Origin of the sequence: Bradyrhizobium sp. SZCCHNRI1029, assembly GCF_032487555.1 — a bacterium.
GTDB lineage: Bacteria > Pseudomonadota > Alphaproteobacteria > Rhizobiales > Xanthobacteraceae > Bradyrhizobium.
Window position 1 is genome coordinate 304559 of record NZ_JAUEUK010000005.1, and the last position, 26590, is coordinate 331148.

General features: G+C 66.5%; 21 protein-coding genes. 8 read left to right on the forward strand and 13 right to left on the reverse strand.

The features are described 5' to 3' along the window. Positions 1 to 11: 11 nt before the first annotated feature. Entirely contained in the window at positions 12 to 815 is an 804-nt protein-coding gene (locus QW861_RS16475; RefSeq protein WP_316193275.1) for a ComF family protein, read from the reverse strand. Between the two features lie 78 nt (positions 816 to 893). On the opposite strand from QW861_RS16475, the gene QW861_RS16480 reads away from it, so the two are divergent. Continuing rightward, complete coding sequence (locus QW861_RS16480; RefSeq protein ID WP_316193276.1) at positions 894 to 1751, forward strand: methyltransferase domain-containing protein; 858 nt, start codon at positions 894 to 896, stop codon at positions 1749 to 1751. A gap of 119 nt (positions 1752 to 1870) precedes the next feature. Here QW861_RS16480 and QW861_RS16485 read toward each other — a convergent pair whose 3' ends face one another. Beyond that, complete coding sequence (locus tag QW861_RS16485) at positions 1871 to 2281, reverse strand: (deoxy)nucleoside triphosphate pyrophosphohydrolase (protein ID WP_316166260.1); 411 nt, start codon at positions 2279 to 2281, stop codon at positions 1871 to 1873. A 180-nt stretch (positions 2282 to 2461) separates the two neighbouring features. Between QW861_RS16485 and QW861_RS16490 the strand changes: the two genes are divergently transcribed. Both QW861_RS16490 and QW861_RS16495 read left to right on the forward strand, forming a co-directional pair. Further along, entirely contained in the window at positions 2462 to 3811 is a 1350-nt protein-coding gene (locus QW861_RS16490; RefSeq protein ID WP_316193277.1) for a TadE/TadG family type IV pilus assembly protein, read from the forward strand. Positions 3812 to 3902: 91 nt separating this feature from the next. Further along, positions 3903 to 4274 carry a hypothetical protein gene (locus QW861_RS16495; RefSeq protein ID WP_316193278.1) on the forward strand — a complete coding sequence of 124 codons (372 nt, stop codon included), beginning with the start codon at positions 3903 to 3905 and terminating at the stop codon, positions 4272 to 4274. A 9-nt stretch (positions 4275 to 4283) separates the two neighbouring features. On the opposite strand, the gene argJ is transcribed toward QW861_RS16495, so the two are convergent. Both argJ and QW861_RS16505 read right to left on the reverse strand, forming a co-directional pair. After that, positions 4284 to 5525 (reverse strand): bifunctional glutamate N-acetyltransferase/amino-acid acetyltransferase ArgJ, encoded by a 1242-nt coding sequence (argJ, locus tag QW861_RS16500; RefSeq protein ID WP_315715203.1) that lies wholly within the window; start codon positions 5523 to 5525, stop codon positions 4284 to 4286. A 255-nt stretch (positions 5526 to 5780) separates the two neighbouring features. Beyond that, complete coding sequence (locus QW861_RS16505) at positions 5781 to 6695, reverse strand: peptidylprolyl isomerase (RefSeq protein WP_316193279.1); 915 nt, start codon at positions 6693 to 6695, stop codon at positions 5781 to 5783. 392 nt (positions 6696 to 7087) lie between these two features. On the opposite strand from QW861_RS16505, the gene secA reads away from it, so the two are divergent. Next, positions 7088 to 9940 carry a preprotein translocase subunit SecA gene (gene secA / locus QW861_RS16510; protein ID WP_316193280.1) on the forward strand — a complete coding sequence of 951 codons (2853 nt, stop codon included), beginning with the start codon at positions 7088 to 7090 and terminating at the stop codon, positions 9938 to 9940. 447 nt (positions 9941 to 10387) lie between these two features. Here secA and QW861_RS16515 read toward each other — a convergent pair whose 3' ends face one another. Together QW861_RS16515 and QW861_RS16520 are read right to left on the reverse strand one after the other, a co-directional pair. Then, positions 10388 to 11362, reverse strand: coding sequence for a glycoside hydrolase family 3 N-terminal domain-containing protein (locus QW861_RS16515; protein WP_316193281.1), 975 nt, complete (start codon positions 11360 to 11362; stop codon positions 10388 to 10390). A gap of 72 nt (positions 11363 to 11434) precedes the next feature. Further along, on the reverse strand, positions 11435 to 12733 hold the full coding sequence (locus QW861_RS16520; protein WP_315715208.1) for a flavin-dependent oxidoreductase: 1299 nt from the start codon (positions 12731 to 12733) through the stop codon (positions 11435 to 11437). A 210-nt stretch (positions 12734 to 12943) separates the two neighbouring features. Between QW861_RS16520 and QW861_RS16525 the strand changes: the two genes are divergently transcribed. Beyond that, complete coding sequence (locus QW861_RS16525) at positions 12944 to 13966, forward strand: glycerophosphodiester phosphodiesterase (RefSeq protein WP_316193282.1); 1023 nt, start codon at positions 12944 to 12946, stop codon at positions 13964 to 13966. A gap of 223 nt (positions 13967 to 14189) precedes the next feature. Here QW861_RS16525 and QW861_RS16530 read toward each other — a convergent pair whose 3' ends face one another. Then, positions 14190 to 14699, reverse strand: coding sequence for a GNAT family N-acetyltransferase (locus QW861_RS16530; RefSeq protein WP_315715210.1), 510 nt, complete (start codon positions 14697 to 14699; stop codon positions 14190 to 14192). Positions 14700 to 14761: 62 nt separating this feature from the next. Beyond that, entirely contained in the window at positions 14762 to 16669 is a 1908-nt protein-coding gene (locus QW861_RS16535) for an acyl-CoA synthetase (RefSeq protein ID WP_315751950.1), read from the reverse strand. 377 nt (positions 16670 to 17046) lie between these two features. Between QW861_RS16535 and QW861_RS16540 the strand changes: the two genes are divergently transcribed. Continuing rightward, the gene (locus QW861_RS16540) at positions 17047 to 18222 is read left to right on the forward strand and encodes an IS481 family transposase (RefSeq protein ID WP_316193283.1); all 1176 of its coding nucleotides are present in this window, start codon (positions 17047 to 17049) and stop codon (positions 18220 to 18222) included. A gap of 62 nt (positions 18223 to 18284) precedes the next feature. Here QW861_RS16540 and QW861_RS16545 read toward each other — a convergent pair whose 3' ends face one another. Then, positions 18285 to 18728 carry a MarR family winged helix-turn-helix transcriptional regulator gene (locus tag QW861_RS16545; protein WP_315715212.1) on the reverse strand — a complete coding sequence of 148 codons (444 nt, stop codon included), beginning with the start codon at positions 18726 to 18728 and terminating at the stop codon, positions 18285 to 18287. 185 nt (positions 18729 to 18913) lie between these two features. Between QW861_RS16545 and QW861_RS16550 the strand changes: the two genes are divergently transcribed. Continuing rightward, on the forward strand, positions 18914 to 20095 hold the full coding sequence (locus tag QW861_RS16550) for a substrate-binding domain-containing protein (RefSeq protein WP_315752312.1): 1182 nt from the start codon (positions 18914 to 18916) through the stop codon (positions 20093 to 20095). Between the two features lie 130 nt (positions 20096 to 20225). On the opposite strand, the gene QW861_RS16555 is transcribed toward QW861_RS16550, so the two are convergent. Beyond that, positions 20226 to 22298, reverse strand: a complete 2073-nt coding sequence (locus QW861_RS16555; protein WP_315752311.1) for a putative bifunctional diguanylate cyclase/phosphodiesterase — start codon at positions 22296 to 22298, stop codon at positions 20226 to 20228. A gap of 321 nt (positions 22299 to 22619) precedes the next feature. On the opposite strand from QW861_RS16555, the gene QW861_RS16560 reads away from it, so the two are divergent. Further along, on the forward strand, positions 22620 to 23513 hold the full coding sequence (locus QW861_RS16560) for a hypothetical protein (RefSeq protein ID WP_315715215.1): 894 nt from the start codon (positions 22620 to 22622) through the stop codon (positions 23511 to 23513). Between the two features lie 57 nt (positions 23514 to 23570). On the opposite strand, the gene QW861_RS16565 is transcribed toward QW861_RS16560, so the two are convergent. From QW861_RS16565 to QW861_RS16575, 3 genes are all read right to left on the reverse strand, one after another. Beyond that, positions 23571 to 24884, reverse strand: a complete 1314-nt coding sequence (locus QW861_RS16565; protein WP_315752310.1) for a hypothetical protein — start codon at positions 24882 to 24884, stop codon at positions 23571 to 23573. Between the two features lie 262 nt (positions 24885 to 25146). Then, the gene (locus tag QW861_RS16570; RefSeq protein WP_315715217.1) at positions 25147 to 25854 is read right to left on the reverse strand and encodes a class I SAM-dependent methyltransferase; all 708 of its coding nucleotides are present in this window, start codon (positions 25852 to 25854) and stop codon (positions 25147 to 25149) included. Continuing rightward, positions 25844 to 26308 (reverse strand): Rrf2 family transcriptional regulator, encoded by a 465-nt coding sequence (locus QW861_RS16575; protein ID WP_315735202.1) that lies wholly within the window; start codon positions 26306 to 26308, stop codon positions 25844 to 25846. Before QW861_RS16575 ends, QW861_RS16570 begins: the two co-directional genes overlap by 11 nt. Between the last annotated feature and the right edge of the window lie 282 nt (positions 26309 to 26590).

Below are 26590 nucleotides of genomic sequence, written 5' to 3' on the forward strand. Positions count from 1 at the left end.
GGAACGACAGATTATATGGGAGCGCGGGGGGCATCGACAACCCGGGCGAAAACCAGCACGCTGACCTCGGCCGCCTTGGCGCGCAGCAGAGCGCGGGCGCAGGCATCCACCGTCGCGCCGGTGGTCAGCACGTCGTCGACGATGACGATGCGGCGCCCCTGCACGTCATGCAGGCGGTCTGAAGATACCTGGAATGCGCCCTGCACATTGCTGGCGCGCTGGGCGCGCGACAGGCCGACCTGCTGCTCGGTCGCCCGCACGCGGCGCAGCGCATCGCCCTGCATTCGGACGCCGCTGGACCGGGCGATCACCCGCGCCAGCGCGCCGGACTGGTTGTAACGCCGGCTGAAGCCGCGCCGCCAGTGCAACGGCACGGGCACCACGAGGTCGGCCTCGGCCAGCAGCTCGCGGCCGGCGCGAGCCATCCAGCGGCCCATGATCGGCGCCAGATCGGTGCGGTCCTGATATTTCAGCTGATGCACCAGCGCGCGGGCGACCTCGTCATAGCGCACGGCGGCGCGGGCGCGGGCATAGGCCGGTGGCGCCGCGATGGCTTCCATCGACAGCAGCTCGGGGCCCGGATCGTAGACGAAGGGGATGCCGAGCTTCGGGCAATACGGCCGCTCGATGAACGACAATTTGCCCCAGCAGGCCGCACACACGCCCTCGCCGTCGACCGGCTCGCGGCAGCAGATGCACAGGGTGGGAAGCGCGACGTCGAGTGCGAGCTTCGCAACGCGCGCGAGACTGCCATGCAGCGCGCCCACGGCTGCACGAAGTCGTCCGACGCTGATTGGAGCAAACGTCACACCCATGTGTTGAGGCTAGCGCCGCAACCCACGCGGCTCAAGCGGTGCATTGCCCGGCCACCAGGATCGGCGTAACCAGCCCCCATGACCCCGCCCGGCACCGCTCCCGTTCTGTTCGATCGCAGCTTGCTCGCGCTCAGGCTGCGGCGGGCTGCGCGCGCGCCCGAGACCTTCCTGCTGGAGCGCGTCGCCGAGGATGTCGCGGATCGCCTTGCCGCGGTGAACCGGTCCTTCACCGCGGCTGCCGACGTCTGGACGCCGGCCGCCGGCTTGAAGCCGTATCTTTCGGGACGCCTCTCGCAGCTCGCGCATATCGCCGCGCCCGCCACCGCGGACGAGCGGCTGCCGTTGGCCGCGCAGTCGCTCGATCTCGCGCTGTCGGCGCTGGCGTTTCAATTCGTCAACGATCTGCCCGGACTGCTGGTGCAGATTCGCCGGGCCTTGCGTCCCGATGGTCTGCTGCTGGCGGCGCTGATCGGCGGCGATACGCTGACCGAGCTCCGGCAGAGCTTCGCCGCCGCCGAAGCCGAATGCGAGGGCGGCGTCTCGCCGCGTGTCGCGCCGTTCGCCGATCTGCGCGACATCGGCGGTCTGCTGCAGCGTGCCGGCTTCGCGCTACCCGTCACCGACGTCGACCGCGTCGTGGTCCGCTATGCCAGCGCGCTCGGCCTGATGCAGGATCTCCGCCGCATGGGCGCGACCAACAGCCTGGTCGAGCGCCGCCGCACGCCGCTGCGCCGCGCCACCCTGCTGCGCATGGCCCAGATCTATGCCGAGCGCTTCGCCGATCCCGACGGCCGTATCCGCGCCACCTTCGACATCATCTGGCTGTCAGGCTGGGCCCCGCACGAGAGCCAGCAGAAGCCGCTGAAGCCGGGTTCGGCGACGGCGAGCCTCGAGGCGGCAGTGAACCGGAGCCCGCGCGCGGGAGCTGATGAATAGCTACTCTCGTCATCGCCGGGCTTGACCCGGCGATCCATCCCTCTTGAAGAGTCCGAATGTCGATGGATGCGCGGGTCAAGCCCGCGCATGACGAGTGAGCGTGAGGCTATCGCGGCGCCTCACATCAGCAGATCGATCAGATGCGGCAGGAGCGGAATGTCCGCCGGGGGCATCGGGTAGTCGCGCAGCTTGTTCGGCCGCACCCAGGCGAGCTGCTGTCCCTCGCGCGCGGTGACCACGCCTTCCCAGCGCCGGCAGATGTAGAGCGGCATCAACAGATGGAACGTCTCATAGCCGTGGCTGGCAAACGTCAGCGGCGCGAGACAGGCCTCGCGCACGATGATGCCGAGCTCCTCGTCGAGCTCGCGGATCAGGCTGGCTTCGGGGCGCTCGCCGGGCTCGAGCTTGCCGCCGGGAAACTCCCAGAGTCCCGCGAGCGTCTTGCCGGGCGGCCGCTGCGCCAGCAGCACACGATTGTCGGCGTCGACGAGCGCGCAGGCGACCACGAGCGTGAGTTTCAGGTCGGGCATGGTCCGATCGGTTTGAGAGGGATGCGCCGGTCCGAGAACCAGGTGCGCCTGTTGAGGGAATCTTAACCTAGGCCGTTTCGAGCCCGGTTTCCACGGTCGAAATAAGCCAACCTTAATGGCCGGCCGCGTATTTTCACGGGTGAACGCCATGGCCTCCTCATGGTTTGTTAGGCATCATTCATGCGAATTTTATCCAGCCTGCTCGGCCGCCTGCGGCACGACGTCAGCGGCAACGTCGCGGTGACGTTCGCGATCGTCTGCGTCCCGCTGATCACCGCGGTCGGCTGCGGCGTCGACTACAGCCGCGCCAACCAGATGCGCGCCAAGCTGCAGGCGGCGGTCGACGCCGCCTCGGTCGGCGCGGTGTCCCGGACCTCGCCGGCCTTCATCGCCGCAGGCACGATGACCTCGGACGGCGTGATCGCCGCCGGCAATGACGACGCGGCGAAGATCTTCAACGGCAACATGTCGGGCACCTCAGGCTATACGCTGACCAGCCTGACGCCGGAGGTGAAGAAGGCCGGCTCGGTGCTGAGCGCCACCGTGTCGTTCACGGCCACCGTGCCGATGATGTTCATGAACATCGTCGGGTTCAAGACCATGACCCTGCAGGGCTCGTCGACGGCCAAGGCCTCGATGCCGAAATACATCGACTTCTACCTGCTGCTCGACAACTCGCCGTCGATGGGCGTGGCGGCGACGCCGGCGGACGTGACCAAGATGGTCAATGCGACATCGGACGCAAGATACGGCAGCAACCGCTATTGCGCCTTTGCCTGCCACGACTACAACGATTCGAACAACTTCTATAACCTCGCAAAGAGCATCGGCGTCACCACCCGGATCGACGTGCTGCGCAGCGCCACCCAGCAGCTGATGGACAAGGCGCAGCAGACCCAGACCTATCCGAACCAGTTCCGCATGGCGATCTATGATTTCGGTGCGGCGTCGAAGACGATCGGGTTGCGGTCGCTGTTCTCGCTCTCGTCGAGCCTCTCCAGCGCCAAGAGTGCCGCCGGGAACATCGACCTGATGGGCGTGTATGGCAACAACGATTCCTATACGGCAGACAAGGATACGCCGTTCACCAGCGTGTTGCCGGCGATCAACAACGAGATTGCGACACCGGGCGACGGCACGTCGGGTTCGCCGCTGAAATACCTGTTCTTCGTCTCCGATGGCGTCGCCGACGAGAGCAATGCCGCGTGCCTGAAGCCCAAGGCCGGCGGCAACCGCTGCCAGTCGCCGATCAATCCGGCGCTGTGCACGGCGCTGAAGAGCCGCGGCATCAAGATCGCCGTGCTCTACACGACCTACCTGCAGCTGCCGACGAACAACTGGTACATGAACTGGATCGATCCGTTCAACAAGGGGCCGTTCGGCCCCTCGCCGAACAGCGAGATTGCGCAGAACATGCAGGCTTGCGCGTCCGATGGGTTCTATTTCGAGGTGTCGCCGACCCAGGGCATCTCGGATGCGATGCAGAAATTGTTCGACAGGGCGGTCGCCGACGCACGGATCGCGGGTTGAGTTGGCGCGGATTGCAATCAAAAATGGCGTTGATCGCCGTCACGACCTGAGGTGAAATCCCATCGGGTGCTCGACCCGATGGGAGGTTCGCGTGATCAAGGCTGCCGCGCTGGCGTGTGTGCTGGCTGTGGCGTTCTCGGCGGGGGCTTCGGCCGCCAAATGCATCGTACCGCCGTTCTCGACGCTGGAAAACCAGACGGCTCAAGGGCACATGTACGCTAAAACCGGCAAGCGCTGCAGCATCGCAGTCCTGCACTCGCGCGGACCGATTTTCGGCGTCCGCGTGCTGTCTGCTGCGAGCCACGGCGTGGTCTCCGTGCAGGGGGCGCAGGTCGTGTACGTCTCGAAGCCGGGCTTCGTCGGCGAAGACCACTTTGCCTACGTCCGGCACGGGGCCGATATGCTCAATCGGCCGGTGACCAAGGGCGTCGAGGTCACCGTCCATGTCAGCCAGCAGCTCTGATCCCGGCGGCTACGAGCGGTAGTCGCCGTTGATCGCGACATACTCCTTGGTCAGGTCGCAGGTCAGCACGCGGTCGCGGCCCTTGCCGAGGCCGAGCGCCACCTTGATCTGCACCTTCTGCGCCTTCATCGCCTCGGAGACTTCCGTCTCGTCATAGGACGGATCGCGCGCGCCCTTCGATGCGACGCGGATGCCGTTGAAGGAGATCGAGAGCTTGTCGCGGTCGGCCGGCTCGCCGGCCTTGCCGACGGCCATCACGACGCGGCCCCAATTGGCGTCCTCGCCGGCGATCGCGGTCTTGACCAGCGGCGAGTTGGCGATCGACATCGCGATTCTGCGCGCCGACGGCTTGCTCTTGGCGCCCTCGACGATGATCTCGACCAGCTTGCGGGCGCCCTCGCCGTCGCGCGCGACCTGCTCGGCGAGGTCGGCCAGCACGGCATTGAACGCCTTCACGAACGCTTTCGCGCGCGGATCGCTGGCGCGGCTGATCTTCGGCGCGCCCTTCGCCGCGGCGGCCCCGGTGGCGAAGGCGAGCAGCGTGTCGGATGTCGAGGTGTCGCCGTCGATCGTCACCGCGTTGAAGGTGTCCTCGACGCCGGCCTTGAGCAGGGCCTGCAGCGCGGGGGCCGAAATCGGCGCATCGGTGAAGATGAACGACAACATCGTCGCCATGTCGGGCGCGATCATGCCGGCGCCCTTGGCCATGCCGTTGATCGTCACCTTGGCCTTTCCGAGCTTGACGGTGGCGGTGGCGACCTTGGGGAAGGTGTCGGTGGTCATGATGGCGCGCGCTGCGCCCATCCAGTCCTCAGGGGCCGCGGTGCCCGCCAACCCTTCGAGCACGCCGTCGAACTTGGTCGCATCCAGCGGCTCGCCGATCACGCCGGTCGAGGCGAGGAAGATCTCGTCCTGCTTGCAGCCGACCGCCTTGGCGGCGATCGCCGCCGTCAGGGCCGTCGACTGCTTGCCGGTCTTGCCGGTGAAGGCGTTGGCGTTGCCGGAGTTGACCACCAGCGCGCGTGCCTTGCCGCCCTTCAGCTTGGCCCGGCACCATTCGACCGGCGCCGACGGGCATTTCGACAGGGTGAACACGCCGGCCACGGTGGTGCCGGGATCGAGCAGCGCCAGCAGCACGTCGGTGCGGTTCTTGTAGCGGATGCCGGCCGCCGCAGTCGCGAGCTTGACGCCCGCAACGGCGGGCATGTCGGGGACATCGGTGGGGGCGAGCGGGGAGACGGCTGAGGACATCGGAGAGGCTTCCGGCAGGAATGAGCGGGAAGCGCTCTGTATCATCTCGGTCGTCGTTGTGGGAGTGGATGTCACTGCACCCACTGCTGTCATCCCGGCGAACGCCGGGATCCATAACCAAAGGGTCCAGTTGGGAGCCCCGGTATCGGCCGCGTGCCTGTTTCAAACATCACGCGGTATGGGTCCCGGCTTTCGCCGGGACGACACCATTTATGACGCGACCATGTCCCGTCTCGAGCCAAGTAGCCGAGCCGCTTACTTCTTCGCCGGCTCGGCCGGCTTCGCGTCGGCGGGCTTCGCGTCCGCCGGCTTGGCGGCGTCGGCGGCCGGCTTGTCCAGGCGCTCGATCTTGGCGGCCTCGCGCAGCTTGCCGACGTAGTCGGCCTGGGCCTTGCGGGTGACGTAGGTCTCGATCTGGCCCTTGACCTGGTCGAACTCCGGCGGCTTGCGGCTGCGCTTTTCCTCGACCTTGATGACGTGCCAGCCGAACTGGGTCTTCACCGGATCGGAGATCTTGCCCGGCTCCAGCGAGAAGGCGACGTTGGCGAATTCCGGCACCATCTGCTCCTTGGTAAAGAAGCCGAGGTCGCCGCCGTCCGAGGCGCCGGGATCCTTGGACTTCTTCTTGGCGAGTTCGGCGAAATCGGCGCCCTTGGCGAGCTCGGCCTTGACGGCCTTGGCGTCGTCCTCGGTCTCCACCAGAATATGGCGGGCGTGGACCTCCTGCTCGCCACCGATCTGCTTGGCGGCCTCCTCATAGACCTTCTTCATCGCGTCCGGCGTGGTCGCGGCCTTGCCCTCGCTGGCCAGCAGGCTGTCCATCAGCAGCCGGTTGCGGGTGAAGGCGAGGCGCTTCTTGAACTCCTCGGTATCGGCGACCTTCTTGTCCTCGGCCGCCTTGGCGACCAGCTTCATGTCGATCAGGAACGACAGCACGTTCTCGTCCTTGGTCGCCGGATCCATCTGCGCGAGGCTCTGTCCGAGCTCCTCCTCGGCGAGCGTCACGTCGCTCTTGCGGATCTCGGCGCCGTTCACCTTGGCCAGCACCGGGTTGGCATCGTCGGCGGCGCGTGCGGGCGCGGCAAGCAGGGACAACGCGAGACTTCCGGCGAGAGCGGTGGCAAGGCCGAGGCGCAGGCCGGTTTTCGTAACCGGGAACGACGTGGTCATGGAAAATCCTTGTTGAGAAGAGGGGGCTCGAGGGGGAGGCCTCAGGGCGGCCGGGACACTCGCCCAATCGCCGTGCCTTGGCAACGCGAAAAGTCTGTCAATTTCGTGAAATCGGCGACAGGTTGGCGACGACGGCCCCGCTGTCGGGCGCCGTTGACAACGTTCCCCCCCAGCCATATCTCTGCCCGGTCGCTTCAAGGGCGATGGCGCTTATTTTGCTGCGTTTTTGGCCGTTGAACCCTGGTTTGCCTGTCTCCCACTCATCTGGCGGACGCCGCCCGGCGCCGAAGGTCGAGGCTGGCGCGGGTGCTGCGGTGCATCACGTCGGGAACAGCAAACCCAAACCATGAGTTACGGCTGCAACGCAGACCCATAGAGGCAGGATTTCAGCAATGATCGGCGCGCTCGCCCGTAAGCTATTCGGCTCCGCCAACGACCGTCGCGTCAAGGGTTACCAGTCCCGTGTCAATGCCATCAATGCGCTGGAGCCGGAGCTCGCCAAGCTGACCGACGAGCAGCTCAAGGCGCGCACCGAGGAGTTCAAGAAGCAGCTCGCCGACGGCAAGACGCTCGACGACATCCTGGTCCCGGCCTTCGCCACCGTCCGCGAGGCCTCCAAGCGCACCCTCGGCCAGCGCCATTTCGACGTCCAGCTGATCGGCGGCATGGTGCTGCACGAGGGCGACATCGCCGAGATGAAGACCGGCGAAGGCAAGACGCTGGTGGCGACCCTCGCAGTCTACCTCAACGCGCTCGCCGGCAAGGGCGTCCACGTCGTGACGGTGAACGACTACCTCGCCCGCCGCGACGCCGGCTGGATGAGCCAGATCTACGGCTTCCTCGGCCTGACCACAGGTGTGATCGTGCACGGCCTCGACGATGCCGAGCGCAAGGCGGCCTATGCCTGCGACATCACCTACGGCACCAACAACGAATACGGCTTCGACTATCTGCGCGACAACATGAAGTACCGGCTGGAGGACATGGTCCAGCGCGGGCACTTCTTCGCCATCGTCGACGAGGTGGACTCCATTCTCATCGATGAAGCGCGCACGCCGCTGATCATCTCCGGCCCGCTCGACGATCGCTCGGAGTTCTACAACACCATCGACACCTTCGTGCCGAAGCTCGACAAGACCGACTACGAGGTCGACGAGAAGCAGCGCACGGTGACGCTCACCGAAGCCGGCATGGAGAAGATCGAGACCCTGCTGCGCGATGCCGGCCAACTCAAGGGCGAGTCGCTCTACGACGTCGAGAACGTCTCCGTCGTGCACCACATCAACCAGGCGCTGCGCGCGCACACGCTGTTCACCCGCGACAAGGACTACATCGTCCGCGACGGCGAGGTCGTGATCATCGACGAATTCACCGGCCGCATGATGCCGGGCCGGCGCTATTCGGAAGGCCTGCACCAGGCGCTCGAGGCCAAGGAGCACCAGCCGGTGCAGCCCGAGAACCAGACGCTGGCCTCGATCACCTTCCAGAACTACTTCCGGATGTACGAGAAGCTCGCCGGCATGACCGGCACGGCGGCCACCGAGGCCGACGAGCTGTTCGACATCTACAAGCTCGAGGTGCTGGAGATCCCGACCAACCTGCCGGTCGCGCGTCTCGACGAGGACGACGAGGTCTATCGCACCCAGCAGGAGAAATACGCCGCGATCCTCGCCGAGATCGAGCGGGCGAATTCGCGCCTGCAGCCGGTGCTGGTCGGCACCGCCTCGATCGAGAAGTCCGAGGTGCTGGCCGCCTATCTCAAGCAGCATGGCTACAAGCAGATCGATTTCGGCAGCGAGCGCGCGCTCGACAAGCTCTATGCGGCGGCCCGCGCCGGCAAGCCCGCGAAACTGTTCGCGGTGCTCAATGCGCGCTTCCACGAGCAGGAAGCCTATATCGTGGCCGAAGCCGGCGTGCCCGGCGCGATCACGATCGCGACCAACATGGCCGGCCGCGGCACCGACATCAAGCTCGGCGGCTCGCTCGAGATGCGCCTGCAGCAGGAGACCGCCGGGATCACCGACGAGGCCGAGAAGGCCGCCAAGATCGAACAGATCAAGGCCGACATCGCCCGCTTCCGCGAGATCGTGCTGAAGGCCGAGGAGACGGTCGAGATCGAGCCCGCCAAGGGCTCGAAGGCGGCGAAGACCGTGACCAAGCCAGGCGGCCTCTACATCATCGGCTCCGAGCGCCATGAATCCCGCCGCATCGACAACCAGCTGCGCGGCCGCTCCGGCCGTCAGGGCGACCCCGGCCGGTCGAAATTCTTCCTGTCGCTGGAAGACGACCTAATGCGCATCTTCGGCTCCGACCGGCTCGACAGCATGCTGACCCGGCTCGGCCTGAAGGAAGGCGAGGCCATCATCCATCCCTGGATCAACAAGGCGCTGGAGAAGGCGCAGCAGAAGGTCGAGGCGCGCAACTTCGACATCCGCAAGAACCTCCTGAAGTTCGACAACGTCCAGAACGACCAGCGCAAGGTGATCTTCGACCAGCGCGTCGAGCTGATGCAGGACGAGAGCGTGGTCGAGACGATCACCGACATGCGTCACGCCTTCATCGACGATCTCGTCGCCAAGCACGTTCCCGAGCACGCCTATGCCGAGCAGTGGGACGTCGCCGGCCTGAAAGAAGAGCTGAAGCGCGTGCTCGACATCGACCTGCCGGTCGACGAATGGGCGAAGGAAGAGGGCATCGCCGACGAGGAGCTGCTCAAGCGCATCGAGACCCACGCCGACGAGCGCATGGCCGCCAAGGTCGCGCAATGGGGCCCCGACGTGATGCGCTACGTCGAGAAGACCATCCTGCTGCAGACGCTCGACCACCTCTGGCGCGAGCACCTGGTGATGCTCGACCATTTGCGCCAGGTCATCGGCCTGCGCGGCTACGGCCAGCGCGATCCGCTGCAGGAGTACAAGTCGGAAGCCTTCACGCTGTTCGAGGCGATGATCGCGCATCTTCGCGAGGCCGTCACCGCGCAGCTGATGCGGGTCGAGATCGTGCCACCGGAGGAGCAGCAGCCGGTGCTGCCGCCGATGCAGGCGCACCACGCCGATCCCAGCACCGGCGAGGACGAGATGGCCTTCGCCAACGTGTCACTCGTGCCCTCTTCGGGCGCCGCCCCGGTCCCGGCCGAAGCGCGCAACCCGAACGATCCCTCGACCTGGGGCAAGATTGGCCGCAACGAGGATTGCCCCTGCGGCTCCGGCAAGAAGTACAAGCACTGCCACGGCAGGTACGCGTAAGCTCGGGTCGAGGTCTCTCTTCCGTGATGGCGAGCGCAAGCGAAGCAATCCAGAGATCCGCCCACGACTCTGGATTGCTTCGCGGAGCCTGTCATCCGGCCGCGCTTTGCGGGGACCGGGCGGCTCGCAATGACGCTTGTTGATCGAGCCGCGCCGAACACACCGCCGTCATCCCGGCGTACGCCGGGATCCATAGCCACCGGCTCACCTGCAGCGACCCTTTGATAACTCCAGCATGTCGCGCTGCGTCCGGCTGAAACCATGGGCCAAGGTCCGCGCACAACGAGGCTATTGCTGTGCTTGCCTGCGGCTGTACTGAAGCCAGCCTGATCTCCAGCTTCGAATCCGCGCGACGGAGCGTTGCATCGCACCGGCCTTGAGCTCGCCCGCGCACACAGCAGCCGTCAGCGCACCGTTGATCTCGCGGCCGACATCGGAGGTCTGGTCCTAGTCGCTGAATTTGGTGAACATGATGATATCAGCGCCCGCCTTGACGGCGGCGATGGCGGCGGCGGCCGGCGGCTTGGCATCGAGGATGGCCTTCATGGCGAGATCGTCCGTCATCACCACGCCGTCATAGCCGAGCTCGCGGCGCAGCAGCCGATCGATCGCACGGCCGCCGCTCTGGGTGGCGACGCCGCCCCATCGGCTTGAATGCGCGAGATGCCCGGCCATGATCGCGCCAGCCAGTCCCCGCCTGATCAGGCGCCTGTACGGCTTCAGCTCCGCCGATGACCAGGTGGTCGTGACGTCGGCGATGCCGGCGTGGCTGTCGGCGGTGGACGATCCATGCCCCGGGAAATGCTTGAGCACCGTCAGGATGCCCTGCCTTCGGTGCGCCCGGATGAAGGCTGCCGCGTAGCGCACCACCGTGTCGGCGTCGCGGCCATAGCTGCGTTGCCGCTGACCGATGATCGGGTTCGACGGGTTGGTGTTGAGATCGACCACCGGCGCGAGATTCATGTTGATGTGCAGCGTCGCGAGCTTCTCGGCGAGTGCCGCGTAAGCGCGGCGCGCCGCCGGGACGGAGCCGCGGGCGATCTCCGCGGCCGACGGCGTTTCCGCAAGGCCGACATTCGATCCGAGCCGCTCGACCGTTCCGCCTTCATCGTCGATGGCGATGAACGGAGGAGCCGCGCATTTGCAGGACCGGAGTCGATCGATCATCGCGGCGAGATCATCTGACGTTCCGACATTGCGGCCGAGGATCACGACACCGCCGATCAGCCCCTCCTCGAGATCGGACAGAATCTGCTGAAATCCGGCATCCGATGCCTTGGTCCCGAAGAAGCCGGCCATGATCATCGGGCCCACGAGCCGCGACGTTGCCGCTGTGTTGCGGCAGCCGGCGGCAAGGCCGGCGTGCCCCGAGTGCATCAGGAGTGCGAGGGCGAGGGACAGTCGGCCCAGTCGTCGCAGCATTGCGATCACGCCTCGCGGCTGTGGAGGTGACTCGCTCATATGCACGGGGTCAGATCGCCGCGAAGGCAAATCTCAGGTTGTTGACAGGCTCGCGACCGTCGCCCCCTCGGCAATGGTCCGCGGCGCGGCATTGAGCTGCTCGATGGCAAACCCTGCCGCCTTCTTGTAGCCGGCCATGAACGCGTCGCGCTCGGCCGGTGGGATGACCTCGTCAATATTGGTGAAGGTCCCGCCGCAGCGCTCGTCGACCAGATTGAGCAGGCCGAACGGGCCGGCGCCGCGGTTGCGCAGGATGACAGCCGAAATCGGGCCGCACAGTTTCTCGTCATAGGCGGCGAGCGCGGCCGGCGTGACGCCGTGCGCGAGCAGGCAGGTACCGAGCACGCGGGCGTCGACGATCGCCTGGCTCGCGCCATTGGAGCCGGTCGGGTACATCGCATGCGCGGCGTCGCCCATCAGCGCGACCGGGCCATCGACCCAGGTCGAGACCGGATCGCGGTCGATCATAGGGTTCTCATAGGCGCCATCGGCGCCGGCGATCAGCGCGGGCACGTCGAGCCAGTCATAGGTCCAGCCGGCGAAGTGATGCGCAAACTCCTGCACCGGGACCTGGCGGAACCAGCCGGTCTGCTTCCAGCCCTCGGTGTTGTCCATCGTCACTTCCGCGATCCAGTTGATCAGCGCCAGCCCCGTCTTGGGGTCGGGATGCGAGATCGGATAGACCACGACGCGATGGCGATGGGTGCCGAGTCCGACGAAGGATGATCCGGTGCGCATCGGCTTCGCCCAGGTGACGCCGCGCCACATCACCGCGCCGCCCCAATGGATGGGCGGCTGCGCCGGGTGCATCTGCGCGCGCACCGCCGAGTGGATGCCGTCGGCGCCGATCAGGAGCCGCCCGCGCCGCTCGGAGCGCGACCCATCGGCATGCTCGACGCGTGCGGTCACGGAGCCGTCCGCATGCTTCTCATAGCCGCTGACGCGGCTGCCGAGCCGTACGCAATCAGCGCCAGCCCGCTGTACCAGCCGGCTGTAAAGCAGCATGTGCAGCCTGCCGCGGTGAACCGCATATTGCGGCCAATTGTAGCCGGCAAGCAGCCCGCGCGGCTCGGAATAGATGTCGTTGCCGTTCAGCCCGACCAGCGCCCATTCCTTCGCGGGCACGCCGACCTGATCGAGATCGTCGGCGCCAATGCCCAGATCATACAGCTCGCGCACGGCATTGGGCTGCAGGTTGATGCCGACCCCGAGCGGCCGCATCTCGCGCACGCTCTCGTAGACGACGCAGGGCACGCCGATCTGCTGCAGGGTGAGTGCGGTCGCAAGGCCGCCGATGCCGCCGCCGGCGATGATGACAGGAAGGTCGGTCATGGGCATGGGTCCGTCGCGCCTGAACTCGGGAAACAAAGCTCGAAAGGAGGGTCGATAGGGATGCTGGCACGACGCGTGCAGCGCGCGGATCGCCTCCCTCGATCCATCCGTGGCCAGCGTTATCCGCCGGTCTGTGGCAAAGGCCTAATTCAGAAGGCCAGCCGAAACAAGGGGAATGGGCAATCCGCGCCGTCATGGTAGGCTGGTGCCATGCACCGTCCAACTCTCTCCCTCTGTGCGGCCCTGTTGCTGGCCGGCCTGGCGAGTCCCGCGACCGCCTTCGACGTCGAGGCTCATCGCGGCGGGCGGGCACTGCATCCGGAGAACACGCTGCAGGCCTTCGCCGCAGCGCTCGCGTTGGGCGTCGATACGCTGGAGCTCGATGTCGGCGCCACGGCCGACGGCGTGCTGGTCGTCTCGCACGAGCGGCGGCTCAATCCCGATCTCGCCCGCGACGCTTCCGGCAACTACGTCGCGCCGCCCGGACCGCTGCTGATCGACCTGCCGCTGGCCGAGGTGCAGTCCTACGATGTCGGCCGGATTCGCCCCGGCAGCGACTATGCCAGGCAGTTTCCGGAGCAGCAGCCGCTCGCGGGCGACATGCCGCCGCGCATTCCGACCCTGAAGCAGGTGTTCGATCTCGTCAGGCGCTCGGGAGACGACCATGTGCGTCTCAACATCGAGACCAAGCTCGATCCAGCGTTTCCCAACGAGGCGCCGGTCCCCGAGCGGTTCGTCAGCCTGCTGCTCGGCCTGATCGATGCGGAGCAGTTCGCGGATCGCGTCATGATCCAGTCGTTCGACTGGCGCACCCTGCAGTTGGTACAGCAACGCGCACCTCGGATTCCAACCGTCTATTTGTCACTGCAGCGGGGCAAGGCGCCGACGGTGTCGTTGACCGAGGCCACCCGCTGGACCGCCGGCTTCAATCCTGCCGATCACGGCGGCTCGCTGCCGCGCACGATCAAAGCGGCCGGCGGCAAGGTGTGGTTACCCTATTTCGCCGACATCACGCCGGGGTTGGTCGCCGAAGCGCATGCGCTCGGGCTGCAGGTCGTGGTCTGGACCGTGAACAAGCCGGAGGACATGGCGCGACTGATCGACACCGGCGTCGATGGCATCATTTCCGATCGGCCGGATCTGTTGCGCAGGGTTGCTGCCGACAAGGGGGTGGCAAATCCAACGGGTGAGCTGCGGCTGCAATCGACGAAGCCAAGGGCGCATCCGGACTAGCGGAGCCGAGAGCTCTCACGCGTCGGAATCCGTGGCTCCTGACAGGATCATAGGCGATGAGTCGCGGCATAGACAGTCGGCTCCCTCTCCTCGTTCTGACGAGGGAGGAGGCCGGGGTGAGGCGCCGCCGCGCGGGGATACTTTGTTGTCCGACCTGTCGTCACTCCCCCTGACTGCACGTTCGATGCATCCGGACACCCAAGCACCGTTCGAGCCAGCCTGGTCAAGCCACCAGCCGTTTGGTCATGAACAGGCTGAGCGGATCGAGTCGGTAGATCCCGAACGGCCCGCAATCCTGATAGCCGGAGCTGCGATAGAGCTGGATCGCCTGCGGCTGTCTGATGCCCACTTCGAGGCTCACGCGGCCAAGCCCGCGACCTTGGGCCTCGTCTTCCAACGTCATGAGGAGCCTGCGTCCGAGCCCACAGCCGCGGGCGGTTTCGCGGACGAACAATCGCTTGATCTCGGCGTGTCCTGGACCAATGAGCCGAAGGGCGATCGATCCGAGCAGCGTCCCGTCACGACGGGCGGCAAAAAATGCGGCCCCGGGCACCGAAAGCGCGTGGGCATCGACGGGATGATTGCTTTCAGCAGGGTATAGCGTCCGCAGAAAGGCATTGGCCTCCGCGATGAGGTCGGCCACATCAGCCTGTCTGGCATCTTCGATCGCGATGGTGATGTCGGTTGGGTTCATCCGTCCCGGCCTGGCAAACGTGACGAAACGCGTCAGCATCGTGCCAGAGCACCACCGTCCCGATCAAATGCCGAGACGGCTGTCTCACCCGGAATCGCGGCTCACTCCATCACCACCTCGTGCCGGATCACGAACGGCGCCAGCAATGTGTGCACCTCGTTCTCGACCGCCTCGCGGGTCTCCGCCGGCACGTTGCGCAAGGTCACCGTCGCGATGCTGCCGTGGCTGCCGTGCGGTCCGACCTTGACGCTGCAATCGATGCCGCGGTCGGTCAGTTGCGACAACACCTTGGCGAACACCCGCGTCGCGGCGTCCCAGCGCAGTTGCGGCTTGAACACCTTGCCGACGCCGGTCACCGGCATCGGATCGATCGGGATGATCTGCACCGGCACCGCGGCGCGCTCCGGAGTGCGGGCGCGCACCCAGTCCTCCAGCTCGCCCGGTTGCACGCTCGCGCCGGGCTTGAGCTGCACATAGCCGATCGGCAGCTCGCCCGCATAGGCGTCGGGCTGACCGACCACCGCGGCGAAGCCCACGGCCGGATGCTGGAACAGGATCTCCTCGATCGGCGCCGGATCGATGTTGTGGCCGCCGCGGATCACGAGGTCCTTGGCGCGGCCAGTGATCCACAGGAAGCCGTCGGCATCGAGCCGGCCGAGATCGCCGGAATTGACCCAATGGCCCTGGACGAAGGCGCCCTTGTTGTGGGCGTCGTCGAGATAGCCGGAGAACACGCCGGGCCCGGCCATGATGACGACGCCGATCTCATCCGTTGCGCAGTCGCGCTCATAGCGCCCGTCGGCATCGAGCTTGACGATCCGCACCTTCGCGTAAGGCAGCGGCAGGCCGACCGAGCCGAGCCGGATCGGCTGGTCCGGATAGGCCATGGTGTGCACGCTCGCGGTCTCGGTCATGCCGTAGACCTCGATCACCGGCAGCTTGAGCTTGTCCATGATCGCCTGCCCCACGGCGACCGGAATCGCCGAGCCGCCGCCCGCGGCATAGCGCAGACTGGAGATGTCGGCGGCGCCTTGCGGCACCGCGAGCGTCGCCGCCAGCACCGTCGGCACGCTCGACAGCGTCTCCGGCTTGAAGCGCTCGACCAGGCCCCAGATGTTGCGCACCGCATTCGGATTGCGCCAGCCGGCGCCCGACAGCACGACGAGGCTGCCGCCGGCGGAGAGCGTCTGCAGCGCCTGGGTCAGCGATCCCCCGACATGGAATAGCGGCATGCCGAACAGCAAGGTGCCGCCGGGCTTGGCCTTCAGGACCAGGTTGATCCCCCAGGCCTGATAGACTTGGTTGCCATGGCTGTGGCGCACCAGCTTCGGCGTGCCGGTCGTGCCGCCGGTGTGGAAATAGGCGGCGGTGTCGCTGGCCTTGATCTGCCGGCCGCTGACGAGATGGTCGCTCGGCTGCGCTCCGATCAGGTCATTGAACGCGTGAATGCCGTTGGCGGGGTCCCCGCCGCCGCCATGCACCTGCACGATCGCCTTGAGGTGCTTGAGGCCGCCGCGCACCTTCTCGACCTTCTGCCAGATGTCGGTGCCGGGCAGGGGGCCGAGCGCCACCAGCACCTTGGTCCTGGCGGCATCGAGAATCTCGGCGATCTGGTGCGGCTCGAGCAGCGGATTGACCGGGTTGGCGATGCCGGCGGCCTCGGCGCCGAACAGCGTGACGAAGGCGTCGGGCACCAAAGGCAGCATGAAGCTGACGACGTCGTCGGGGCCGACGCCGAGCGCATGAAACATGTTCGCCGCCTGCGTCACCCGGGCGATGAAGTCGCGATGGGAGATCACGACCGGCGTGTCGGCCGGATCGGCGTTGGTCAGAAACTGGATCGCCGGCGCATCCGGGTTGACCGAGGCGCCGCACTTCAACGCCTCATAGGTGCTCTGCGCGGCGATCCGTTCGCCATACGGCGTCTGCTCGAAGGCGCGGATGTCAGCGGTGCTTGCGAATGTCGGATAATCGCTGCCGATGGCGCGATCGAGCAGGTGAATGCCCATGGCCTGTCCTCCCTGTGTCGTGTCCTCGTCCGGTCGATTGCGGCCGGCGACCGCGCGCGGGCTCTATGCGGCCCGTTCGTCGCGATCGTCACAGGACAGGATGAGGGAGGATTCGTCTTGCGTCTATCCCGGCGTTGCCGGGCGGACCGCCCGATTTGCCGCAGGCGAGGAGACGAGGCGTGGTCAAGTCGTCTTGATGCGACGCGAAGACCGCTCCGATTTCCGCGTCATTGCGAGCGCAGCGAAGCAATCCAGAGTCCCGCCCAAGACTCTGGATTGCTTCGCTGATGTTCAGCCCGGGGACATAGCTGACGGGTGTTCGGGGAGATGGTTGACACTTCAAAATCGGCTCGATTCGTCAAGCAGAGGGGCGAGCGATGCCGTGGCGAGAGGTGTCTGTCATGGACCAGCGACGAGAGTTTGTGATGCTTGCCAAGCAGGAAGGGGCGAACCGGCGGGAGCTGTGTCGGCGGTTCGGCATCAGCCCTCAGACGGGCTACAAATGGATCCAGCGGCATGACGCTGGGGACACGGCGCTGGCGGATCGGTCGCGGCGGCCTCATCGAAGTCCGGAGCGCACCGCGGCTGCGACCGAGCAGCAGATTGTCGCATTGCGCGATGCTCACCCGGCCTGGGGCGCGCGCAAGCTCGCACGGTGTCTTGAGCGTGATGGTCAAGCTGTCCCGGCGATATCCACCGTGCACACCATCCTGCGCCGCTACGATCGAGTGGTCGAGCCTGCAGGCGCGCCCGGACAGCCCTACACGCGGTTCGAGAAGGATGCGCCCAATCAGCTGTGGCAGATGGACTTCAAGGGGCACAGTGCGCTGGAGAACGGTGTGTCCTGTCATCCGCTGACAGCGTTGGACGATCACTCCCGCTTCTCGTTGTGCCTGGCGGCTTGTGACAACGAGCGCGGCTCTACGGTCAAAGGACATTTGGAGACGACGTTCCGCCGTTATGGACTGCCGGATGCGATGTTCGTCGACAATGGTGGCCCCTGGGGATTTACCCTCGAAGACCCCTGGACCGCGTTGACGGTCTGGCTTCTGAAGCTCGGCGTTCGAACGATCCACAGCCGGCCCTACCATCCTCAGAGCCGCGGCAAGAACGAACGCTTCCACCGTAGTCTGAAGGCCGAGGTGTTTGCCTTCAGGCGCTACCGTGATCTTCCCGATGTCCAGCGGGCACTCGACGGATGGCGCTCCGTCTACAATCTCGACCGGCCGCATGAGGCCTTGAACTTCGACGTGCCGGCAAGCCGCTATCAACCGAGCCAATGTGCGATGCCCGACCGGCTTCCGATCGTCGAATACGACGAGGGTGAGAGCATCCGTTCCGTGTCGAGCACGAAGGCCTACGTCAGTTTCGAGGGGCGGCTCTGGAAAGTCCCGCAAGCCTTCCGAGGTGAGCGGCTGGCTATCCGGCCACTCAGTGCCGACGGAAAGTTCGGAATTTTCTTTGCCGCACATCAGATCGCAGCGATTGATCTGCGCGACCCCAAAACTGTCAACTATGTCCCCGAACAGGTGTCAGCTATGTCCCCGGGCTGAACACTGCGCTCGCAATGACGGGAGGATAGAGCTTAGCCCTGATGTCGGCCGCGCAGCGTGCCTCAGCTCGCCGCGTCGATCAGATTTTCCAAGAGCCGCTTCAGCTCGCCGGTGGCCTTGTCGCCGTAGTTCTCCAGGATGTGCGCCTCCTGGCTGGCGGCCAGCGAGTTCAGCCGCTTGCATAGCGCCTTGCCATGATCGCTGATGAACATCAGCACCTTGCGCCGGTCGTGGGCGTCCTGGCGGCGGTAGACCAGCGAGTCGGAGACCATGCGGTCGATCATCTTGGTCAGGGTCGGGTGGTTCAGCAGGACCGCGTCGGCGAGATCGCCCATCGAGTGCCCCTCGCCGTCGGAGAGCACCTTGAGGATGCGCCACTGCTCGACGGGCACGCCCTCGGTGCTCAGGCGCGACTCCAGCTGCCGGTTGATCTCCCGGTTGGCCTGCGCGAGCAGGTAGGCGAGATGTTCGGTGAGGGGGCTGTTGGGATGGGGCGGTTTGGCCACGGTGAACTTCGCTTGCGGTCCCGACTTGAATGAATGTCCGGCAGTAGCTGCCCGATCTATATGCATCCTAATTCTTGAACATTCAACATTTTCGAATAGGATATTTGCCGAACTCGTGCTGATTTTGACGGCGTATGACCGCCGGCCCACAATGGGCCAGGCACGGTTGCGGCCAAGGAGTGGGTGTGCTCTCGACAGGATCTGTCACGGCCGGGCGTCTCCGTCTGCCGCCATCCCTGCTGTTCAGGAGCCCGCCCCGGCGGGCCGGCCTTCCTGCACTCGCCCCCTTCGATCCTGACCGTATCCAGCGGCGCGGCTCCCACAACAGGCTGCGCATCGGCAACTTCCTCACCTTCTCCGGGTCACCCGGCATCTGGGGGCCGGCCGCGACCAACAGCGCGCTGCTCGCGGTGTCCGACATCAACCGCCACGGTGGCATTCTCGGGCGCGAGATCGAGTTGTCGTTCTACGATTCCGGCGGGCCGGCGGACGAGGTGGCCGAGCGCGCCAGGGACGCGCTCGAATTCGACGACATCGACGTGGTCATGGGCTCGCATATCAGCGCGGTGAGGCTGGCGCTGCGCTGCCTCACCCGCGGACGCATCCCCTATGTGTATACGCCGGTCTATGAAGGCGGCGAGCGCACGCCCGGCGTGATGGCGATCGGCGAGACGCCGCACAGCCAGACGCGCCCCGCCATCCACTGGCTGGCGGAGAACAAGCGCGCCCGGCGCTGGTATCTGATCGGCAGCGACTATGTCTGGCCGTGGCAGTCGCACCTCCAGACCAAGACCTTCATCACCGAGGCCGGCGGCCAGGTGGTCGGCGAGGAGTTCGTGCCGGTGGGCGAGGATGATCACGAGGCGCATCTGGCGCGGATCCGCGCCGCCAGGCCCGACGTCGTGCTGATCTCGCTGATCGGCACCGACAGCATTACCTTCAATCGCGCCTTCGGCGAGTCGGGCCTCGCCGCGACCACGCTGCGTCTCGCCGGCGCGGTGGACGAAACGGTGCTGCTCGGCATCGGCGCCGACAACACCGAGAACCTGTATTCGGCCTCCGGCTATTTCTGTTGCATCGGCTCCAAGGCCAATGACGCGTTCATGAGCCGCTACACCGCGATGTTCGGCGCCGATGCGCCGCCGGTCGGATCGGTCGGCCAGTCGAACTACGAGGGCCTGCGCTTTCTCAAGGCGGCGGCCGAGCGCGCCGGCTCGCTGTCCCTGCGACCGCTCGCTGCCGCCGGCCGCAACATCGTCTATTCCGGCGCGCGCGGCGAGGTGACGATCCGGCAGGGCCGCGCCGACATGGCGATGCATCTCGCCGCGGCCGACGGGCTGGACTTCAAGATCATCCGCACGTTCTGAGTAACGCTGCGCCGAGCTCGGCGGGCTGCGTGCCGCGGTCACCCTCCCCCTCCAGGGGAGGGTGAGCCATCACATTCGCGGCCGCCTGTTCAGTTCAGCCGCAAGGCAATCACGATGACAAGATCTGCCCTCACGCGGCCGCAGCCTTCTTGGCCTGTACGTCGACGGCAGCCGCCGGCGTACCTCCGACCTCACGAATCATCCGGCTGATCGCCTCCTGCGGCATCGGCTTGCCGAACAGGAAGCCCTGTACGCTGCTGCAGCCTTCCTCGCGCAGGAAGGCGAGATGCTGTTCGGTCTCGACGCCTTCGGCGAGCACGGGAATGTTGAGGCTGCGCCCGAGCAGCAGGGTCGCCTTGACGATGGCCGCGGCGTGCACGCTGGTCTCGACCGACTGGATGAAGCTCTTGTCGACCTTGATCTTGTCGAACGGAAACACCTGCAGGGTCGACAGCGACGAATAGCCGGTGCCGAAATCGTCCATCGCCACGGTGACGCCGATCGCCTTCAAGGCCTGCATCACCTGCAGCGCGTGCTGGCGGTCGGCGATGATACCGGTCTCGGTCAGCTCGATCTCCAGCCGCTCCGGCGCCAATCCAGTCTCGCGCAGCACCTCGGCGACACGCTTCGGCAGGTCGTGGTTGAGCTGCATCGGCGCGACGTTGACGGCGACCTTGAACGGCTGGCTCCAGGTCGCGGCGGTGGCGCAGGCGGTGCGCAGCACCCAGTCGCCGATGTCGACGATCAGCCCCGTTTGTTCGGCCATCGGAATGAAATCGTTCGGCGGCACGCGGCCCTTCACCGGATGGTTCCACCGCAGCAGCGCCTCGAAGCCGACGATGCCGCCGCTCTGCGTGTCGTTCTGCACCTGGTAGTGCAGCTCGAACTCGTTGCGCAGCAGCGCGCGCTTGAGGTCGATCGCGAGCTCGGCGCGGCGCCGGCTGGCCTCGTCCATCGACGGCTCATAGGTGCAGATCTTGCCCTGGCCGAGACTCTTGGCGCGGTACATCGCGAGATCGGCGCGGGTGAGAAGCTCGTCCGAGGTCAGGCCGTGGTCGGGATGCAGCGCGATGCCGATACTGCAGCCGACCGAGAGGCTGCGCTCCTCCCACTCGACGGGCGCCAGCACCAGCGCGCGCATCCGCTCGGCGAACTTCGCCGCCTCGGTGCGCGCGAAGATCTCGCTCTTGACGGCGACGAACTCGTCGCCGCCGATTCGCGCCAGGAACTCGCCGGGCTGCAGCGTCGATGCAATACGCTGTGCGATCACCGTCAGCACCGCATCGCCCGCGGCATGGCCGTGCGCGTCGTTGACGTCCTTGAAGCGATCGAGGTCGATCGCGAGCACCGCCAGATGCGCGGTCTCGTCGCCCTCGGTCAGCAGCGGCGCGAGCCGCTGGCCGAGGCCGCTGCGGTTCGGCAGGCCGGTCAGCGGGTCCTGCAGCGCCAATTGCCGATAGCCTTCGACCGCTTCCTGCGTCGCCTGCATGTCGATCATGTAGGCCGAGGCGGCCATCGCCATGATCAGGCCGATGCCGGTGACGACCGTGACCAGCATCAGGCTGTCCGACAGCGACTGCACCGGCGCGCTGCTGGCCGCCATGGGTGCCAGGGTCAACGCGAGCATGCCGGTGAAGTGCAGGCTCAGGATCGCAAGCACCATCGCGAGCGAGCTGCCATATTTGCAGAAGCGCGTGACGGGACGCGCGATGCGGTTCGCCGCGACGGCACCGAACACCGTTGCAAGCGCGATCGAGAGCCACACCATCGGCACGTTCCAGGTCAGCACGCCGTCGAGCTTGAGCGCGCTCATGCCGCTGTAATGCATGGCGGCGATGCCGAAGCCGAACACCGCGCCGCCGGCCTCGATCAGCGGGCCGCGCTGGGTGCGTGTCGTGATGAAGAAGCCGAGCCACGCAAAGGCGACCGCCAGTCCGAGCGAGGCGAAGGTCATCGCCGGCTCGAACGAGCGGTATCCTGGCGTGTCGTAGCCGAGGACCGCGGCGAAGTGCGTGGTCCAGACCGTGCCACCGGCCACGAGTCCGGCCAGAAACAGCAGATGGAAGCGGCGGAGGCCGGCGTTGCGACGGACCCGCGCGAGCAGCCGCATGGACAGAATCGAGCCGAGCACGCAGACGAGCAGTGCGGCGGCGACGTAGCGCAGATCATGATCGGCGGGCAGGCAGGACAGGATCGTCAACATCGGCAATGTACCCTCGCTCAGCCGAGCTACGGTCCGCGGCGGGACCGGTTTTGGCACGCGCGATTCGCGGTTAGCGAAGCGTCAACGCGGGCAGCACCTCCGCCCGCGCCGATCCATCCAAGAGGTTTGGAATCCGACCATCGAGGCGCAAGGGCCGCCCCGCCGCAGGGAACTCGGGACATCGTGACGAAACTCCCAGTGCAGGCCGCAGGGCTCGCCGGCACACGGCCTTTTGCGATCCTCCGTGGCCGGAATGGGTTGCCGCTGCATGACGGAATTAATACGATCCGATGTCGTTCACATGAAATTTGGAGTGCCCGGATGCGTGCGCAGTCGCGAGCCCTGTCGAACCCGGTCGCCCTGTGGTGGGCGATGCTGACGCTCGTCAGCCTCGCCAACATCGTGTTCTGGTTCATCCTGTACCGGCAGCTCAACGGCGGCAGCAGTTCGTCGGGTCAGGCGTCCCAGACCAGTTCGATGCTGGCGCTGTCGGCGGCCTATGTGTTCGGCTGCGCCTTCCGCTCGGTGCTGCCGCGCGCCGACGTGCAGCGCATCTGCCTGGTCGACAGCTGGCTGTCGAGCGTGTTCATCGGCCGCACCGTCGCGACCATCGCCGAGATCGCCTTCGCGGCGCAGTGGGCCATCATCCTCGCGCAGCTCGGCGCGATCGCCGATGCCGAGACCGCGGTTAACATGGCCCGCATCATCGTGCCGCTGATCGTCGTCGCGGAGATCTGTTCCTGGTACGCCGTCGTCACCCGGAATTTCCTCTACAACGCGATCGAGAACTCGCTGTGGGCGGTGGCCTTCCTGTTCGTCGGCATCGGCCTCGGCCGGCTGCTGCCGGAGTTCGACGGCCTGGTGCGCGGCCTTCTGATCGCGGGCCTCGTCGGCATCGCCTGCTATCTCGCCTTCCTGGTCGTGATCGACGTCCCGATGTATGTGAAGCGCTGGCGCATCGAGCGCGCCGCCGGCACGCCACTCCTGCATCCGCTCGCCGGTCTGCGCGACTCCGCCACGCGTTGGACCGTCACCCACGAGTTCGAGCACTGGAAGGAAGAGATCGCCTGGATGTCGCTGTATTTCAGCGCCGCCGTCTGGGGCTCGCTGGCGCTATGCGCGCTCTCGGCGATGAACGATCCCCTGCCGCGCGATCGCGCGCAGGCCACCGGTGCACCGCCGGCCATCGTCCAGCACGACGCCGATCGATCCTGACGCGACATCCCGCCGTGACGATCACGGCGGGATGCCTGCCGGCCGAGCGGCGTTGCCTCAGCCATGCATCGCGAAGTGATGCGCGTCGTCCATCTGGACGATGTGGCTGTAGTCGGCGTGCGGCGCGTCGTGCACGGCCACCGGCGCGTGGTCGAAATTCGGCGGTGCGATGCCGGTGTTGCCCGCATGGCCATGGTCGCCGAAATTGTCGACGATGATCGGGTTGTGCGACGAGCCCTCGCCGTGCAACGGGCCGGGGAAGCCGGGGCCCTGACCGCCCTGGACGTTGTCGGCGGACTGATGGATCGCCTGCGCGATCGAGTCCCAGAACCCGCCATGGCTGCCGCCGTCCTGTCCCGCATGAGCGATCTGGATGCTGCCGTCGCTGCGCAGGCCGTCCTGGGCCAGCTTGAAGACGTCGCCGATCGCCGCGCCGAGATCGCCATGGCTGAGGTCGTTGACCAGCGAGCCCAGGTCGTGGCCGATCGCGTCGAGCTGCTGCCCCAGAGAGTGGCTCAACTCGCCGGCGGTCTGTGCCAGCCCGTTGAGACCCTCGCCGACGAAATGGCCGACGCCATCGACGATGCCGGTGCCGACCGCATCGGCGCCGTGGGCGATGCCGGAGATCGCCTCGCCGATCGGTCCGCCGATCAGGTGGCCCGCGGCCGACGCCGTGTCGGTGACCACGCCGATGGCGCCGTCGGCCACCGCTACGCCGGCGTCGAAGCCGCCCTTCACCACGGCGCCTGCAGCGTCGAGCGCGTCCATGCCGACCTCGCCGGCCGTTCCGACGATGGTGCCGGCCATGCCGAGCGCGCCGTGGCCGACTGCGCCGGCGGCCTCCAGCCCGGCCTCGCCGAGGCCGACCGCGGTGTGTGCGAGGTCGCCGGCGACGTCGAGGGCGCCATGCGCCACGTCGCCACCGACCTTGAGCCCGCCGTCGACGATGTCGCCGCCGATATGCTTGACGTCGTTGATGACGCCGTCGATGTCGCCATGCACCAGGTGGCCGACCCCGGACGCCACGTCGCCGGCGACGTTGATCCCGGTATGGAGGACGTCGCCGCCGACATGGACCACGGTCGACGCGACGTCGCCTACGGTGTGAAGCAGGCCGCCGCCGATCGCCTCGGCACCGTGCCCGATCGCGCCGAGCACGCCGCCCACGGTATGGATGGCCTCGCCGCCGAGCGCGCCGATGCCATGCACCACGCTGCCCATGGCATGGGCCGCATCGCCGGCGACGTGCTCGACCGTATCGACCACGGCGCCCGCCGCACCGCCGACCGCACCCGCCACATCCTTCGCGACGTCCTTCACGTCGTCCACGGCGGAACTGACGGCATCTCCGATATCATCCCAAAAGCTCATGACCTGCTCCTCTCGGTTGCGTCACCTCGCCTCGGGTGACGCGCCGTTTGTCGCAGATCGCGTCCCGGCGCTCCGTGCGCGACATCACGCAGGCTGAGACGTGGCACGGCTCCGGCGCGAAGCCTGTCCGCAAGCCGCGTCATCCACCTCTTCGGGGGCCGCGGGAAGGGACATGCGTGGATGCCGGCGCAGGCCGGGCAACTAATTAGCAGGCCCTGATCGCGTTCGTTCAGGGGGCATCGGTGTGATGCTCGGCGGCGGTTCAGGCGTGGCCGATCCAGCCATGCCAGGTCAGCGCTGTGAAGAATGGACGGGCATCGCGAAAGCCGCCGTCACGCAGGATGGCTTCATCCTCCCCTGGGCTCAGCATGTTGACGCTGGCATCGACGGTCGCGCGCATCGTCCTGGCCTGCTCGGGGTCTGTGCCGGACGCAACGGCATAGGCCGCATACCGATCCAGCCACAGCGACCTCTCGACTGGCTCGTTGGGCAGGCAGCTATGGGCCACCACGAAAGGCGCTCCAGGGTGGAGCCGGTCGTGCACGGCGCGGACTGTCCGCAACCGTTCCGATGCTGCCAGAAAATGCAGCGTCAGCAGGCATGTCGCCGCGTCAAACGGGCCGGCCGGCGCATCGTCGATGGTGCCCTCGATCAGTTCGACCCGGCTCGTCCGCGCGCCGAGCGTGCGTTCGGCGAGTCGCAGCATCTGCGGCGCCGGATCGACGCCGACGAAGGTCCACGATGGTTGCGCTTCCGCCAACGCGTTGAGCTCGAGCCCGCCGCCCGCGCCCAGCACGAGCACCCTCGCATGTTCGGGCGCCCGCTCGGCCAGCAGGACCGCCGTCATCCGGTGCAGCCCGTCGAGACCGGGCACGAAGCGACGTGGACCATCCGTGTAGCGCGCGACGAATTCGGGATCGGAAAACGCGCGGATGAACTGCTGAGCGCCGTCGGCAATGTCAGCCGGCATGACAAATGTCTCCTTTGCGAGGTCGCTTGCGTCGTTCGAGGCGGTCGTGGAAATCAGCGCTCAGCGCCGCCAGCGTGATGGCGCCGAGACGGGACAGCAGCAAGGTCTCGGCGGCCCGGATGGAGGTGTCGAGCGCCGCATTGACCGCCTGCTCGACGAGGCAGTCGGGAGTCTCGCTCCGATGGCCGATGGCGAACAGCGATGGACGCCCGAGTGAATCGTAGACGTCGCGCAGGGTGACGGTCGCCAGATCGCAGGCGAGCGTCCAGCCGCCGCCATGGCCTTTCTCGGAGCGCACATAGCCGCTGTCCCGGAGGCCCGCCATGATTCTGCGGATCACGACCGGATTGGTCTGCATCATCGCTGCGAGGGCCTCGGACGTGACCGGACCGTCGTGCTCCGCCATGTGGAGCAGGACGTGCAGGATGCCGGACAACTGGCTGTTGGGTCTCATGTAACTTTTAATATGACATGATATTCCAGCCGTCAACCGGCCGGCCCGGCCATGAAGGCTTGGGCGCCGACGCTGGCGCCTCTGCCCGTCGGGCGATTCGGTTCTGCATCCCGCGTGCGGCGGGCGGGTCCATGCCTCCCAACGATGAGAAACGCGCTGCGCGGAAAGACTGAATTTGCCCGCGCATTCAAGCTGATTTGGGCTGTCCAGTCCCATCAGTAAAAATATGCCGCTTCTCAATTTCGGAATTTCGTGATTTGTTCCGTCCGTCCCGCCTCATCG

What these genes read in the sequence shown, in the direction of transcription:
- QW861_RS16475 (WP_316193275.1), bottom strand. Translation starts at nt 815, where the DNA reads ATGGGTGTGACGTTTGCTCCAATCAGCGTCGGACGACTTCGTGCAGCC.
- QW861_RS16480 (WP_316193276.1), top strand. Translation starts at nt 894, where the DNA reads ATGACCCCGCCCGGCACCGCTCCCGTTCTGTTCGATCGCAGCTTGCTC.
- QW861_RS16485 (WP_316166260.1), bottom strand. Translation starts at nt 2,281, where the DNA reads ATGCCCGACCTGAAACTCACGCTCGTGGTCGCCTGCGCGCTCGTCGAC.
- QW861_RS16490 (WP_316193277.1), top strand. Translation starts at nt 2,462, where the DNA reads ATGCGAATTTTATCCAGCCTGCTCGGCCGCCTGCGGCACGACGTCAGC.
- argJ (WP_315715203.1), bottom strand. Translation starts at nt 5,525, where the DNA reads ATGTCCTCAGCCGTCTCCCCGCTCGCCCCCACCGATGTCCCCGACATG.
- QW861_RS16505 (WP_316193279.1), bottom strand. Translation starts at nt 6,695, where the DNA reads ATGACCACGTCGTTCCCGGTTACGAAAACCGGCCTGCGCCTCGGCCTT.
- secA (WP_316193280.1), top strand. Translation starts at nt 7,088, where the DNA reads ATGATCGGCGCGCTCGCCCGTAAGCTATTCGGCTCCGCCAACGACCGT.
- QW861_RS16515 (WP_316193281.1), bottom strand. Translation starts at nt 11,362, where the DNA reads ATGCTGCGACGACTGGGCCGACTGTCCCTCGCCCTCGCACTCCTGATG.
- QW861_RS16520 (WP_315715208.1), bottom strand. Translation starts at nt 12,733, where the DNA reads ATGACCGACCTTCCTGTCATCATCGCCGGCGGCGGCATCGGCGGCCTT.
- QW861_RS16525 (WP_316193282.1), top strand. Translation starts at nt 12,944, where the DNA reads ATGCACCGTCCAACTCTCTCCCTCTGTGCGGCCCTGTTGCTGGCCGGC.
- QW861_RS16530 (WP_315715210.1), bottom strand. Translation starts at nt 14,699, where the DNA reads ATGCTGACGCGTTTCGTCACGTTTGCCAGGCCGGGACGGATGAACCCA.
- QW861_RS16535 (WP_315751950.1), bottom strand. Translation starts at nt 16,669, where the DNA reads ATGGGCATTCACCTGCTCGATCGCGCCATCGGCAGCGATTATCCGACA.
- QW861_RS16540 (WP_316193283.1), top strand. Translation starts at nt 17,047, where the DNA reads ATGCCGTGGCGAGAGGTGTCTGTCATGGACCAGCGACGAGAGTTTGTG.
- QW861_RS16555 (WP_315752311.1), bottom strand. Translation starts at nt 22,298, where the DNA reads ATGTTGACGATCCTGTCCTGCCTGCCCGCCGATCATGATCTGCGCTAC.
- QW861_RS16560 (WP_315715215.1), top strand. Translation starts at nt 22,620, where the DNA reads ATGCGTGCGCAGTCGCGAGCCCTGTCGAACCCGGTCGCCCTGTGGTGG.
- QW861_RS16565 (WP_315752310.1), bottom strand. Translation starts at nt 24,884, where the DNA reads ATGAGCTTTTGGGATGATATCGGAGATGCCGTCAGTTCCGCCGTGGAC.
- QW861_RS16570 (WP_315715217.1), bottom strand. Translation starts at nt 25,854, where the DNA reads ATGCCGGCTGACATTGCCGACGGCGCTCAGCAGTTCATCCGCGCGTTT.
- QW861_RS16575 (WP_315735202.1), bottom strand. Translation starts at nt 26,308, where the DNA reads ATGAGACCCAACAGCCAGTTGTCCGGCATCCTGCACGTCCTGCTCCAC.